Here is a 14,628-nt window from a genome sequence, read left to right as displayed (position 1 = left end):
ATATTCAAGTCCTCCCCGGATATGTGAACCAAAAGTTGCCCGATTCTAGCAAACTTCCAAATAATTCGCCAAAATGTAACAAGGACAGCCGGCTCAGAAAGGTGAGAAATGGGCTCGCTTTATCGGTTATAATGTACTTTACATATGTAAGTGCAGAACCATGCTTACGAAGTAAGAATTGCCACAAAAAGCATGCGGCAATTCTTTTGAGGAGGTACACCATGTCAAACTACTGCAAGCTGCTGATCGTGGACGACGAAGCTCTGATCCGGCAAGGGATCAAGCATTACATGAACTGGGAGCAGGAAGGCTTTCAGATCGTGGGGGAGGCTTCGAACGGCAAAGAAGCGCTTGAGCTGATCGCGGAGCTGCGGCCTCATATCGTGCTGACGGATCTTGTTATGCCCATTATGGACGGCGAAGAGCTGACCCGGCAGATCAAGCTGCAATACCCGGATATTGAAGTCATTGTCTTAAGCAGCTTTGGAGATTTCGATTACGTACGTTCCACCTTTCAAAGCGGCGTACGCGATTATATATTAAAGCCCAAGCTTGATACCGGCCACATGCTGAACGTGCTGAAAGCCGTGGCGGATAAAATTCCGTCCTTGCAAAGGGACGAGCAATCCGCGAATCAGGGGCCTACAATCGATTCGGTGCTGGAGAAGCTGCTATCCGGCTACGAGATGGATGCCAAGCAGCTTGAAGCGGAGCTGGGAGATTATTTTCCGCATAGCGCCTTCTGCCTTCTTGGCGTCGACTTGCGCGGAATGACGGTAACGAAGGAGCAGGTGAATGCCATCCGGCTGACGATGCAAGGCGAGCTGGACAAACAGGCGCTTCATGCCGGTCAGCTGGTCTACCACGTTCTAAAGGCCGAACCGCCTATGATTCTGCTGCTTCTTAATCTGGATTACACCATGCTGAGCTTGCTGCCCTATTGGGGCAGAACGATGGCGAGCCTGATCAATCAGCCGGAGCTGGATGTGGCGGTTGTGGTCAGCGAGCCTTTCTCGGCCATAACCGAATTGGAGCAGTCTTATAAGGCTAGTCTGCTGAAAATGATGGATTACGCCTTTTACTTCCCGGACAAGCATCTGCTATTGTTCCATGAGTTCCCGGAATCCGTGCAGGCGGCAGAACCGTTTAACCTGAACAGCTTTACGGAATCGTTCAAGCGGGAACGGTTCGATACGGCGTTTGACTATTTGCTGGATCATCTGGAAGCGTTCAAAACAAACTATACGACGGATGTCTTTGAGTTCAAGTCGTTTCTGAGCAATGTTATTTTCAACATTACCGTTCTGCTGGGCAATATGAACTACGGCACGCAGCAGCTGGAGACGAAGAAATATTACTACTTCAAGGCTATCGAGGAATCGCGGAACGCAAATGCGGCGGCAGAGCTGCTGACCGCGTTTATCGGGGAAGCGAAGCTGTGCATTGCCGAAAAAGCCGAGCAGTCCGGCAATGCCAACATGAAGCGGCTGCTGGATTATATTCACGAGCATTATGCCGAATCTCTCAATTTGACGGAGATGGCGAAGCATTTTCATTTTAACCCTTCCTATTTGTCGAGCTATTTCTCTACCCATCATAACGAGGGCTTTGTCGATTATTTGCATAGGGTGAGACTGGAGAAAGCATCGGAGCTGCTGCGGGCAGGGGAAGCTTCGATCTCGGAGATCAGCGGGATGGTCGGCTATTCGGATCACAGCTATTTCTGCAAAGTGTTCAAGAAGCATACCGGACTGTCGCCAAGCCGCTACCGGCAACAAAACCTGAGATGAGTGAGTGATAGCTTTGAGCAAAATACTCGACCGATTCAAATATAACGGCCTTTTCGTGAAAATGTTCATTATTATGGTCGTAAGCATTGTGGCCGTTTCGATTACGGCAACCTGGACAACGATGAACGTGTCCAGCCGCGTGTTTATGGAGACCTTCAGCATTACCAATTCGAAGATTATCGCGCAGATCAGAACCGGCATGGACTCCTTTAATTATTCGCTTGTGCTGACGGCAAATAAAATCTCGCAGAGCGGCACGATCAAGCAGTTTCTGACCGAAGGCAGCGGAGAATCGAACGTTATGGTAGGCAGTTATTTTCAAATGGGGCAGCAGATGAACAAGATCCGGTCCAGCGTGGATGCTTATGAGGTGGGCATCACGGTCACAGGCGTGAACGGCCGCCGTTATTCGACGGACCGTTCGTATTGGCCCGTGCCGGATGACGCGCTTGCGAATCATCCCATAACCAAGCGTTCTCTTGCGGAGCCTCGCAGGCTGATGTATTCCTATGACGACGCCGAAACCTCCGGTACGCCCGGCATCGAGCCTACGATAGTAGCATCCAAGGCTTTGGTCGACCGCAGCGGGACGGTCTACGGCATGGTCTATTTTGCCGTGCGCGAGCCTTATTTCGCCCGGTTTTATGACAGCAATACGAGTCTTGGCAATGATGTGGCGGTTATTGACAGCCGGGGCACGATTGTATCCTCCAACCGCAATGACTGGATCGGGCAGCGTTCGCCGGATCTTCTTCAGTATGCGAAAGAGATCGACGAGAAGGGCCTGGATTACAGGAATGCCGACATAATGGGCAAGGACCATCTTCTTTTGTCCGAGTATATTGCCGGATTAGATTTGTACATGGTCAATGTGATTGACAAAAAGAAAGTTCTGGGACAGTTAACCGATACGCGGCAGATTACGCTTATCGTCATGGCGATTGTGGCCGCGGCGGTTATTATCGTGTTCATTATCTCAAGGCGGCTGACCAAATCGCTGACCCGGCTTGTGAAGCAGATCTCCACGATCTCCAAATACGAGTTCGACCGCCACGTGAAGGTGGACGGCAGCTACGAGACCAGACAGCTGGGCTTCGCTTTTAACGCCATGATTGACGAGCTGAATGAGTATGTCGACAAGCTGGTGGAAACGCAGAAGCAGCAGCGCAACGCGGAGCTGGAAGCGCTGCAGCAGCAGATCAATCCTCATTTTCTGTATAATACCCTCGCCTCGGTGAAGTTTATGGTCCAGCAGGGGAATAAGGAAAAAGCGGCCGAAACGATTAATGCGCTGATCTCGCTTCTGCAGAATGCCATCGGCAATGTCAGCGAGATGATTACGGTGCAGCAAGAGCTCGACAATATGAAAAATTACGTGTTTATCAATCAGGTTCGTTACGGCGAACGGATTCGCGTCAGTTATTTCATCGGCCCGGATTGCCTGAATTACCGGATTCCGAAGCTGATGATTCAGCCCTTTATCGAAAATGCGTTTTTCCATGCTTTTAACGACAAATCCGAAGGTTACATCTACATCATGGTTGCGCAGGAAGGCTCTTCGCTTGTCTGCGAAGTGGTGGATAATGGCGACGGCATGAATATGAACGGAGGAATCCCGAGTCAGGAGAACAGACGCCAGCTGTTCAGCGGGATTGGCGTGCGCAACGTAAACGACCGGATCAAGCTGTTGTTCGGAGAGGAATACGGGGTTGCCATAACAAGCGAAATCGGGGAAGGGACCCGGGTCAAAATTCGCATTCCGCTTCTTGAATCTAACAATGATCCAAATTTCTAAAGATTGTCCTAGTGCGAATAGACCACTTTCAAGCAACTCATAATAAAATGACAATTCGTTGTAAAGATCGTTCTAACGAGCGCCGTGATGGGAATGCTATCATGGATTCGTAAGCCGGAAAACGCTTACAACACATATACAGATGCGGAGGTCTTGAAAGTGAAGAAATTAGTCACTGTACTTGCTCTTAGCGCAGTTGCTTTGTCGGCTTGTTCGTCTAACTCGGACAACAGCAAAAACAACGCGAATAGCGGCGCGGAAAACGGCGGTAAAGCCGCAAGCAAAATTACGGTTTGGGCATGGGATCCTAACTTTAACATCAAAGCGATGAACCTTGCGAAAGACGCTTATGCGGCAACGAACAAGGATTTGACCGTTGATATTGTAGAAAACGCTCAGAACGATATCGTTCAAAAGCTGAATACGGGCATGAGCTCCGGCACGACGAAAGGTCTGCCGAACATTGTACTTATCGAGGACTACCGCGCGCAAAGCTTCCTGCAAGCTTACCCGGATATGTTCTACGACCTGAGCAGCGTCATTAACCCTTCGGACTTTGCCGATTACAAGCTTGGACCAACAAGCGTTGACGGTAAATACTATGGCGTTCCGTTCGACTCCGGCGTTGCGGGTCTTTATGTAAGAACCGACTACCTCGAGAAAGCCGGCTACACCATTAATGATCTTCAAGACATTACTTGGGACCAATACATCGATATTGGCAAAAAAGTAAAAGAAGCAACAGGCAAAGACTGGATCTCCCTTGATCCGAACGACCTCGGTATTATCCGCATGATGATTCAATCCGCCGGTTCCTGGTACCTGAACGAAGACGGCAAAACGCCTAACATTGCGAACAACGAAGCAATGAAGGAAGCGTTCGAAGTATACAAAAAAATGATGGATGCCAACATCGTGAAAATTCACTCCGACTGGAGCCAATTCGTAGCGAACTATAACAATGGCGACGCTGCATCGGTACCAACGGGCAACTGGTTCACGCCTTCCATCACGGCGGAAGCTTCGCAATCCGGCAAATGGGCGGTTGCTCCAATGCCTAAGCTTGCGAAAACGCCTAACTCCGTACACGCAACAAACCTTGGCGGCAGCTCGTGGTACGTTCTGAACGTTCCTGGCAAAGAGCAAGCAGCCGAGTTCCTGAAAGCAACGCTTGGCTCGAACGTTGACCTGTACCAAAAACTCGTTACGGATGTAGGCGCTATCGGTACTTACAAGCCGGCAACAACAGGTGAAGCGTACACAGCGTCCAACGAATTCTTCGGCGGTCAAAAAATCGTACAGGACTTCGCGAAATGGACAGCGGAAATTCCAAGCGTGAACTACGGTATGCACACGTACGCAATCGAAGATATTCTGGTCGTCGAAATGCAGAACTACCTGAACGGCAAGAAGATCGACGATGTATTGAAAGACGCGCAAGCACAAGCAGATTCGTCTGTTAAATAAAGAGAGAAATTGACCTTGGAACATGGTCCTCCGCGTTCCGCCGCCATCTCTTAAGGGCGTGCCCCGCGGGGGCTAGCCAAGGTCTTTATTATGAATGCTCAAGATAGGAAGGAGCTGGCTGCCGCTGTGAGTAAAGCAAAAGCAATGAATATTAAGGCGAGAGGCAATGCGATCGGCTGGTCGTTTATCGCGATAGCCGTCATCATGATTTGCGCCTTTTATTTCTACCCGATGATTAAGGCACTGATGTTATCGTTCCAGACCGGAACCGGCACGAACCTGCATTATGTTGGTGGAGACAACTATTCAAGGCTGTTAAAAGACCAGACTTTTATTACCGCACTGAAAAACACGTTTATTTTCCTGATTATCCAAGTACCAATCATGATTGTGCTTGCCATGTTTATCTCGGTTCTGCTTAATGACAGCAAGCTGAAGCTTAAAGGATTTTTCCGTACGGCGATCTTCCTGCCGGCCGTAACATCGCTGGTTGCTTATTCCGTTATTTTCAAATACCTGTTCGGCAATGACGGCTTGATTAACTCTTTGCTGACTAATCTGCATCTGATTAGCGCGCCTATTCAATGGATCACTGACCCGTTCTGGGCTAAAATTACGATTATTATCGCCATCACATGGCGTTGGACCGGATATAACATGATTTTCTATCTATCTGCCCTGCAAAATATCGATAACTCGATTTACGAAGCAGCACGGATTGACGGCGCTTCGGCCTTCCGCCAATTCAGTCAGATTACGGTGCCGCTGCTGAAGCCGATTATTTTGTTCACTTCGATCACCTCGACGATTGGTACTCTGCAGTTGTTCGATGAAGTCATGAACATTACGAAGGGCGGACCCGGTAACTCAACCATGACGCTGTCGCAGTATATTTACAACCTTTCGTTCAAATATACGCCGGACTTCGGTTATGCCGCGACCGTCTCGTACGCTGTCGTTATCCTTATTGTAATCTTCTCGATTCTTCAGTTTAAACTGGCAGGTGATAAAAATGGCTAAACGGATTTTCACCTATGTATTCCTGAGCATTGCGGCCATTGTATCGATCTTCCCATTTATTTGGATGATCATAAGCGCAACGAACAAGTCGGTTGACGTAACGAAGGGCACCTTGCTGCCCGGCTCCAATCTGGGGGCGAACTGGTCGAAAATTATGGATCAGATCGATCTTGGACCGGCGCTTCTCAACTCGGCAAAAATCTCAATCTCGACAACCCTACTGGCTCTTCTGATTGCATCGCTTGCCGGTTATGGCTTTGAAATTTTCCGCAGCAAAGCGAAGGACGTTGTTTTTAACATCCTGCTGCTCTCGATGATGATTCCTTTTGCCGCTCTGATGGTTCCTCTATACCGGATGTTTGGCACGATCACGCAAAACATCCCGGCAATCGGGATCAATACCATGACGGCCGTCGTACTGCCAACGGTGACGACCGCGTTCTTAATTTTCTTTTTCCGTCAAAGTACAAAGATGTTCCCGAAGGAAATGCTCGAAGCGGGTCGAATAGATGGATTAAACGAACTTGGCGTATTCTTCCGCATTTACGTTCCAACGATGAGAACTTCGTATGCGGCAGCAGCCATTATTACGTTTATGTCCAGCTGGAACAACTATTTGTGGCCGCTCGTCGTGCTGCAATCCCCGGAGAAACGGACGATTCCGCTCCTGATCTCGAACCTCGGCTCCAGCTACTCGCCGGATTACGGCGTGAACATGCTTGTTATTCTGATTGCGACGCTGCCAACGGCCATTGTCTTCTTCCTGATGCAGAAGCATTTTGTCGCGGGAATGACAGGATCGGTGAAATAGGCTCGCAAGCAATGAATCATCACAATAGCCCGTAATAACGGGCTATTGTGGTGATAATTCATTTTAGGGAGGATTCAAACAGAATGAAAGCAACAAGGGCAGACATCAATTGGCTCAGCGATCCGACCGTTTACCGCGTAAACCGTCTGGACGCGCACTCCGATCATCGGTATTACGGCACGATGGAGGAAGCGGAGCGCAAAGCGCCAATGGCGATGCGCCATGGTTTGAACGGCGGTTGGAAATTCAGCTATGCCGTAAATGCGGCGAGCCGAATCGAAAACTTCTATAAGCAGGATTTTGATTGCAGCGGCTGGGATGATATTCAAGTGCCGGGGCATATCCAGATGCAGGGCTATGGCCAGCTGCAATATGTAAATACGATGTACCCTTGGGACGGCCTCGACGCCGTTCGTCCTCCGGCTATTCCGGTCGTCAGCAATCCGGTCGGCAGCTACGTGAAGCATTTCCGCAAGCCGGAATCCTTAAACGGTCCTGTCTATATTTCGTTTCAAGGCGTCGAATCGGCCTTCTATGTATGGCTTAACGGCGAATTTGTCGGCTATGCGGAAGACAGCTTTACGCCTTCGGAGTTTGATCTTACTCCGTTTATCCAAGAGGGCGACAACAAGCTTGCGGTGGAGGTATACCAACGCAGCTCCGGCGCTTGGCTCGAGGATCAGGACTTCTGGCGTTTCTCGGGTATTTTCCGCGACGTCTATCTGTACACGGTTCCGGAAGTCCATGTTAGAGACCTGTTTATCCATGCGGATCTGGATGACAGCTACAAGCAAGGCACATTAAAGGTTGACCTGGAGCTGCTCGAGCAAGCCGGCAATGCCGGCGCTTCGGTGAAGCTTGAGCTGAAGGACGCGGAAGGCGTTGTTGTTGCCGCGGGCGAAGGTGCTTTTGCGGATGGCAAGCTGTCTGTTTCGGTTGAGGCAGGCGAAGTAAAGCCGTGGAGCGCGGAAGCGCCGTATTTGTACAGCGTAAGCTTGTCTGTATTGAATGCGCAGGGTCAGCTGGTTGAAGCCATCGTGCAAAAAGCCGGTTTCCGCCGCTTTGAAATGATCGATAAAGTGATGCATCTGAATGGCAAACGAATCGTATTCAAAGGCGTTAACCGCCATGAATTCAACGTACGCCGCGGCCGCGCCATTACGGCTGAGGACATGATCTGGGATATTAAGACGATCAAGGCGAATAATATGAACGCCGTTCGTACTTCGCATTATCCGAACCAGACCTTGTGGTACGAGCTGTGCGACGAGTACGGCATTTATCTGATCGATGAGATGAACCTCGAATCCCACGGCTCGTGGCAGAAGATGGGCGCGGTTGAGCCATCCTGGAACGTGCCGGGCAATCTGCCGGAATGGCAGGGCTCCGTGCTGGATCGTGCCGAGTCGATGCTTGAGCGCGACAAGAACCATCCTTCGATTCTTATCTGGTCTTGCGGAAACGAATCGTATGCGGGCGAAGTCATTCTGAACGCGACGAAGTACTTCCATGCGAAGGACCCAAGCCGTCTTGTCCATTACGAAGGCGTGTTCCACAACCGGAAATACGACGCGACAAGCGACATGGAAAGCCGGATGTACGCCAAGCCTGCGGACATTATCGAATATCTGGAAAGCAATCCGTCCAAGCCTTACATCAGCTGCGAATACATGCATGCGATGGGCAATTCGGTTGGCGGCATGCACAAATACACCGAGCTCGAGCAGAAGTACCCGATGTACCAAGGCGGCTTCATTTGGGATTACATGGACCAGTCCATTATGACCAAGGACCGCTATGGCAAAGAGTTCTTTGCTTACGGCGGCGACTTTGGCGACCGTCCGACGGACTACAGCTTCTGCGGCAACGGCATTGTATTTGCGGACCGCCGCGTAACGCCTAAGATGCAGGAAGTGAAGTTCCTGTATCAGAACGTGAAGCTGGTGCCTTCGCGCACGGGCGTTAAAGTGATAAACGAGAACCTGTTCGTGAATACAAGCGAGTGGGATTTGACTGTCCGCGTATACCGCGATGGCGTAGAAGTATTCGGCTGGAACGGGGAAACGGCCGTGGAACCGGGAAGCGAAGACGTTGTGCCGCTCTCGCTGCCAGCGGAAGTAACGAAGATTGCCGGCGAATATGCGGTTCATGCCGCACTTGTGCTCAAGCGGGATGAGCTGTGGGCGGAAGCCGGCCATGAAGTAGCTTTTGGCGAGTACGTATTCGAAGTGGCTGCGGAGGAAGCCGTTCCCGCGGGATCGATTCGCGTTGTAGAAGGCGACGTGAACATTGGCGTAATGGGCGATGGCTTCACCATTCAGTTCTCGAAAGGCGTCGGCTCGTTGGCCTCGATCCGCTACGGCAGCCGCGAGTTTATCGCAGCACCGCCGGTGCCGCAGTTCTGGCGCGCGCAGACGGATAACGATAAAGGTTACGCGCATGGCTATGATGCCGGTCTGTGGTATGCGGCAAGCTTGGCGCGCAAATGCCTGAAGGTGGAGCTGGACGCAGCCGCGTCGGGCGACCGCGTTACGGTTGCCTTCGAATACGGCTTCAGCATTAGCGCCGACCTGCGCGTACGCACGACCTATACGGTATTTGCGGACGGAAGCATTGAAGTGAAGACCGATTACAAAGGTGCGGCCGGGCTTCCGAATGTGCCGATTGTTGGCCTGACGTTCAAGCTGTCTGCGGATTATGATCAGACGGAGTGGTATGCCATGGGGCCGGAAGAGAACTATATCGACCGTGCTTTTGGCGCGCGTCTCGGGACGTTCAGCCGTGCGGTGAAGGACCTGCCAACGCCGTATCTGGTACCGCAAGAGACGGGTAATCGTACGGGCGTGCGCCGCGTGCGCATCACGGACAGCCAAGGCTTTGGACTGCAGCTGAGTGCAGCTCCATCAGCACCGGTGGAATGCAACGTATCGCCTTGGACAGCCTTTGAGCTGGAAAACGCCGCTCATTGGTATGAGCTGCCGCAGCCGCATTACACGGTTGTAACGGTGGCTGGACGCCAAATGGGCGTAGGCGGCGACGACAGCTGGGGCGCTCCGGTTCATCCGGAATATCTGATCCCGGCGGATCGGGACCTGAGCTTCACGTTTACGATTTCGGCAGTTGACCGCTCCACGATATAGAAGGCTGCAGAATAGAGGTTGTCCCCGAGGGGACAGCCTCTATTTTTTTGTGCGGAGAGCTGTAAGGCCGTAAGACCGCAGCCCGCCTTGCAGCAGCAAAAATTGTCCCTTGAGCTCCATACGAGGACCATGCCGGTCACTTCTCCGCCCGCCGCACTGCACGAAATACAGCATAATAAGGCTCTACCTCCCAGTAACTTGTTCGACATTGTACGTTGTGCAGCATATGACGCAGAATATGCGTGAGAACAACAACATGAGGCCCGATTACTGCATTCCGTGCAATGTAATCTTCTACTTAGAACGTTTTACGTCCCTTATCCTGCAAAATGTACAACGTAACGGAGAGGGGAGTTAGTTAAACCACGAGCTGCTCCGGTGCATCTTCGTTGGCTTAGTAACCATCCTATTTCACGGCAGTTAAAACACAAATAATGTAACTCAGCCCTCACATCGTATGAACGCCGTCCAGCTACTTCTATACATAACGTCCAACGTTCACGCCATTTTATAAAACAGTTTGTATAATGTAATCCGAATTTCGTGTTATATAATATTACATAACAACATAAACGGCGCGTAAAGGATGACATAAACAATCTTCATCAAGAGCGAGGGGGTTGGGAAATTGTCACAAGCGAGTCAGAGGGAAATAGAGATACGGATCGACGGTGTATCGATGGTGTTTGGCCGGAAGGGCAGAGAGGTGACGGCGCTCTCGCAAGTCAGCTTTGATATCCATCGGAGCGAATTCGTCTCTCTGCTAGGGCCTTCGGGCTGCGGCAAATCCACCTTGCTCCGGTTAATCGCGGATCTGCTGCAGCCAACAAGCGGACGGATAACAATCGGAGAAGAGGAGCCGCGTGAAGTCCGGTTAAAGCGAAGGTTCGGGATTGTATTTCAAAGCCCTACTTTATTCGAATGGCGCACGGTGAAGGATAATATCGAGCTTCCGATGGAAGTGCTTGGCTTTAAAAAATCTGAATATTCAGCCATATCAAAGCAGTTGATTGACATGGTTGGTCTAACAAATTTCAAGGATCATTATCCTTGGCAGCTAAGCGGCGGCATGCAGCAACGGGTTGCGATTGCAAGAGCGTTGGCGCTTGACCCGCCGATCCTGCTGATGGATGAACCGTTCTCCGCTTTGGATGAGTTTACGAAGGAGAAGCTTCAGCTGGATCTGCTCGACATTCAGAAACAGACCAGCAAGACGATCGTATTTGTGACTCACAGCATTCCGGAAGCAGTGTTCCTGTCCGATCGCGTTATCGTCCTGTCGGCACATCCCGGACGCGTCCATGCGATCTTGGACATCGAACGCGAGGAAGGCAGCTACGAGCAAATCCGCGATTCACGCCGTTTCCACGAGATGACGGCCAAGGTGAGGGCTTGTTTTGTAGAAGATAAGAATTGCATTCGCAATTCTTAAGTAGATGCTTACGAAGTAAGAATTGCATTCGCAATTCTTTGTAGGAGCGTGATCCCCTTGATAACCGGATGGCTTAGAAAAAGCGGCCAGGGCGGCATTATCGCCATATGGGCGGCGGGAGCTCTGGCGCTATGGGAAGTCGCGGCCTGGTACATAGCCGAAATTGCCCATGTGATGGCTCCGGCCTCCAAGCTCCCTTATCTTCACCTTGTCATGGAAGCCCTGGTCAAGCATTGGCCCGCATTAGCCGAGCAAGGCATGATCACCTTCGGAAACTCGATACTGGGATTTGCAGCTGGAACCGCGGTTGGGGTTGCCCTTGCCATTATCATGAGCCTGTCCAGAGCGATCGAGCTGACCTTATCTCCCTATATGATCGCTTCGCAAATGGTTCCGATCATTGGGCTAGCCCCAATCTTGTACGGCATTATTCACGATCCTGCCTTGTCGAGGGTGCTGATGGCGGGGTACGTAACCTTTTTTCCGGTAGCCATCCATATGCTTCGCGGCCTTCGGAGCATTAAGCCGGAGCAGGAGGAGCTGATGCGCTCGTACGCAGCCTCTGGATGGACGACGTACACCAAGCTGCGGCTGAAGGCATCGCTTCCCGGTCTTTTTGCCGGACTGAAGCTGTCCGCCCCCCTCGCGATTACCGCTTCTATTATCGTTGAGCTGATGGGCGCGCCAAACGGCATTGGCGTATTAATGCTCAGCTCTCTTTACTACGGCAGCTCGCAGGTGTATATGTTCTGGTCCACGATTCTAATCAGCGTTGCAATCGGGTTAATTTGGTTTCTGCTGGTCACGCTGGCTGAGCGGTTATGGACTCCATGGCAGCCGGAATTCCGCTCGCAAGGAGGTGGGGAGAGATGAAGGAGATGACCGCCCTCCATACGGAGCCGCCCCCAGTCCCGCCCCCGCAGCCTAGATTAGCAACAGACCATACGGCAGAACGGAACGCTAAGATTAGCGGCCTAACCCCAAGCTCCTTACGAAAACAATCCGCAAGCGCGCTTTGGCTGCCTATCGGATTCGGCCTCCTCTTTCTGGTTATCTGGCAGCTAAAAGGATTCCACAAGCTCTTTCACCTGGAGCTTTATCAGTTGCCGATTCCGTCAGCCATCGGAAAGGCTATTCAGACAAACCGCGATCTCCTCTGGAACTATTCCCTCTACACCGGCGCGGAAATGCTGGGAGGCTGTCTGATTGGCTCGTCTATTGGGCTCCTCGCTGCTGTTGCAGCTTCCTTTTTTCCGCAACTGGGCAAAGGCGCCGTCACCTTAGTCGCTGCCTTCAACGCCGTACCCATCGTTGCGCTCGCGCCGGTAATGAACAATTGGTTCGGTGACGGCATCGCCTCCAAGATGGCGATTGTCGCGATCATGACGATGGCCGCAATGGCGGTTAGCGCCTACAAGGGGCTGCGTTCCGTTGAGCCCGCCTATCTGGAGTTGATGCATTCTTACGCGGCAGGGGGGCTCGCCATCTTTTACAAGCTGCGACTTCGGCTTGCACTGCCATATATTTTTACAGCGCTCAAGATTAATATGGCAACCGGCATTATTGGGGCGATAGTTGGCGAATTTTTTATTTCCTCCAGAGGGCTGGGCTTTCTGCTATCCGATCAGATCAAGCTGGGCAATATGCCGATTGCCTGGTCCTGCATCGTTATCGCTGCCGCGCTTGGCATTGCTTTCTATTCCCTCATACAGCTAATTGAGAGAATCGCGATTCCGTGGCATGTCGCCCGGCGCAAGCTGCAATAACTTCTTACGCAACAGGGGATGTCATTATCTTGCAAATAGATAGCGATAGGGAGAGGATGGGGTAGATGAGAAAGAGAAACCGGGTCATTAAGGGCGTAACCTCGCTGACGATGGCATTGGCGCTGGTTATTGTCGCGGCCTGCGGCAATAACAGTCCATCGGAGTCTTCGGCGAACGAGGGCAAGTCGAGCGAACCGCTGAAGAAGGTAAAGATCCAGCTGAAATGGGTGCCGCAGGCCCAGTTCGCGGGGATATTCGTTGCCAAGGAAAAAGGCTTCTACGAGCAAGAAGGATTAGATGTGGAGATTGTGCCGGGCGGGCCGGATGTCGTTATTGAGCAGCAGGTGGTGAACGGCGCGGCGGATATCGGCGTCACGAGCTTCGACAGCCTGTTGGTGAACCGGGACAACGGATTGCCGCTCGTCTCGGTGGCGCAGATTTTGCAGAAAAGCTCTTATCGGTTTGTTGCCGGCAAAGCTTCCGGGATTGACGCGCCGGCGAAGATGAAAGGCAAGAAGGTAGGCATGTGGACGGGAAGCCAGCAGTTCCAGGTGCTCGCTTTTATGGAGAAGAACGGCCTTGATCCGCAGAAGGATGTCGAGCTGGTGAAGCAGGGCTTTACGATGGACCAGTTCTTTAACAAGCAGCTGGATGTAGCGATCTCTACCGTCTATAACGAGTATCATGTCGTGCTGGAGAGCGGGGTAAAACCGGAGGATTTGTACGTTTACGACTTTGAGGATGCGGGCGTTGGGATGCTGGAGGATACGCTGGTGGTGAAGGAGGATTGGCTGAAAAATAACCGGGACACCGCGGTTAAGGCCATCCGCGCCACGATGAAGGGCTGGAACTACGCCATCGCCAATCAGGGGGAAGCCGTCGATATCGTGATGAAGGCGGTAACGGAAGGCAGTACGACGAAGGAGCATCAGACGACCATGCTGATGGAGATGGCGAAGCTTGTGAAGCCGGAAGGATTCACGGATGCCCAGGTCGGCTCCTTCGTAGATGATGCCGTGCAGCGGACGGTAGATATTTCGCTCAAATACGGATTAATCAAAGCGGCGCCTGATCTAAGCAAAGCAATAGACAAGACCATTCTGGCGGACGCGGAAAAAAGCTGACGAGGATGGAGAAGCTTAAGGTCCCCAGAGGACCTTAAGCTCGGGAAAAATACGGCTGGCAGGGTGGTTAAGGTCCCTAAGGGACCTTAACGCGGTGGAAGTGGCAGCGTAAAGCGCCGAAAGAGGCGGATGTGAAGGATTTAAGGTCCCTAAGGGACCTTAAGCTCGAGAAAAGTTCGGCTGGCAGGGTGGTTAAGGTCCCTAAGGGACCTTAACGCAGCAGCGGCAGCCTGAAGCCGCTGCTGGGATTGGAATATGCGTAGGTGTACGAACGGCTGTCCCT

The 14,628-nt window shown here is 51.7% G+C and carries 10 protein-coding genes; all 10 read left to right on the top strand.

Features of this window, described 5'->3' with window-relative positions; genetic code table 11:
• Window positions 1-221: 221 nt before the first annotated feature.
• The 10 genes from FHT67_RS17285 (at window position 222) to FHT67_RS17240 (ending at window position 14,345) form a co-directional block, all read left to right on the top strand.
• Window positions 222-1,790 (top strand): response regulator transcription factor, encoded by a 1,569-nt coding sequence (locus tag FHT67_RS17285; RefSeq protein ID WP_167200237.1) that lies wholly within the window; start codon window positions 222-224, stop codon window positions 1,788-1,790.
• 61 nt (window positions 1,791-1,851) lie between these two features.
• Window positions 1,852-3,585, top strand: a complete 1,734-nt coding sequence (locus FHT67_RS17280; RefSeq protein ID WP_243867321.1) for a sensor histidine kinase — start codon at window positions 1,852-1,854, stop codon at window positions 3,583-3,585.
• A gap of 159 nt (window positions 3,586-3,744) precedes the next feature.
• Complete coding sequence (locus tag FHT67_RS17275) at window positions 3,745-5,052, top strand: ABC transporter substrate-binding protein (RefSeq protein ID WP_132307699.1); 1,308 nt, start codon at window positions 3,745-3,747, stop codon at window positions 5,050-5,052.
• A 144-nt stretch (window positions 5,053-5,196) separates the two neighbouring features.
• Window positions 5,197-6,072: a carbohydrate ABC transporter permease gene (locus FHT67_RS17270; RefSeq protein WP_132308030.1), complete on the top strand. Its 876-nt coding sequence runs from the start codon at window positions 5,197-5,199 to the stop codon at window positions 6,070-6,072.
• Window positions 6,065-6,883 (top strand): carbohydrate ABC transporter permease, encoded by an 819-nt coding sequence (locus tag FHT67_RS17265; protein WP_132307697.1) that lies wholly within the window; start codon window positions 6,065-6,067, stop codon window positions 6,881-6,883. Before FHT67_RS17270 ends, FHT67_RS17265 begins: the two co-directional genes overlap by 8 nt.
• An 83-nt stretch (window positions 6,884-6,966) precedes the next feature.
• Window positions 6,967-10,023 (top strand): beta-galactosidase, LacZ type, encoded by a 3,057-nt coding sequence (gene lacZ, locus FHT67_RS17260; RefSeq protein ID WP_167200234.1) that lies wholly within the window; start codon window positions 6,967-6,969, stop codon window positions 10,021-10,023.
• A 628-nt stretch (window positions 10,024-10,651) separates the two neighbouring features.
• Complete coding sequence (locus FHT67_RS17255) at window positions 10,652-11,455, top strand: ABC transporter ATP-binding protein (RefSeq protein WP_208403337.1); 804 nt, start codon at window positions 10,652-10,654, stop codon at window positions 11,453-11,455.
• A 57-nt stretch (window positions 11,456-11,512) separates the two neighbouring features.
• On the top strand, window positions 11,513-12,328 hold the full coding sequence (locus tag FHT67_RS17250; protein ID WP_167200231.1) for an ABC transporter permease: 816 nt from the start codon (window positions 11,513-11,515) through the stop codon (window positions 12,326-12,328).
• Window positions 12,325-13,221: an ABC transporter permease gene (locus tag FHT67_RS17245; protein WP_208403336.1), complete on the top strand. Its 897-nt coding sequence runs from the start codon at window positions 12,325-12,327 to the stop codon at window positions 13,219-13,221. The genes FHT67_RS17250 and FHT67_RS17245 overlap by 4 nt, the downstream gene beginning before the upstream one ends.
• Before the next feature lie 65 nt (window positions 13,222-13,286).
• A complete protein-coding gene (locus tag FHT67_RS17240) occupies window positions 13,287-14,345 on the top strand; it encodes an ABC transporter substrate-binding protein (RefSeq protein WP_167200228.1) in 1,059 nt (352 codons plus the stop codon).
• Window positions 14,346-14,628: the final 283 nt, after the last annotated feature.

Source organism: Paenibacillus sp. BK720, assembly GCF_011761545.1.
GTDB lineage: Bacteria > Bacillota > Bacilli > Paenibacillales > Paenibacillaceae > Pristimantibacillus.
Note: the sequence above shows the minus strand (reverse complement) of the source record. Positions and strands in the feature narration are given on the sequence as shown.

Coding starts and splice junctions, on each gene's coding strand:
- FHT67_RS17285 (WP_167200237.1), top strand. CDS start 222: ATGTCAAACTACTGCAAGCTGCTGATCGTGGACGACGAAGCTCTGATC.
- FHT67_RS17280 (WP_243867321.1), top strand. CDS start 1,852: ATGTTCATTATTATGGTCGTAAGCATTGTGGCCGTTTCGATTACGGCA.
- FHT67_RS17270 (WP_132308030.1), top strand. CDS start 5,197: ATGAATATTAAGGCGAGAGGCAATGCGATCGGCTGGTCGTTTATCGCG.
- FHT67_RS17265 (WP_132307697.1), top strand. CDS start 6,065: ATGGCTAAACGGATTTTCACCTATGTATTCCTGAGCATTGCGGCCATT.
- lacZ (WP_167200234.1), top strand. CDS start 6,967: ATGAAAGCAACAAGGGCAGACATCAATTGGCTCAGCGATCCGACCGTT.
- FHT67_RS17245 (WP_208403336.1), top strand. CDS start 12,325: ATGAAGGAGATGACCGCCCTCCATACGGAGCCGCCCCCAGTCCCGCCC.
- FHT67_RS17240 (WP_167200228.1), top strand. CDS start 13,287: ATGAGAAAGAGAAACCGGGTCATTAAGGGCGTAACCTCGCTGACGATG.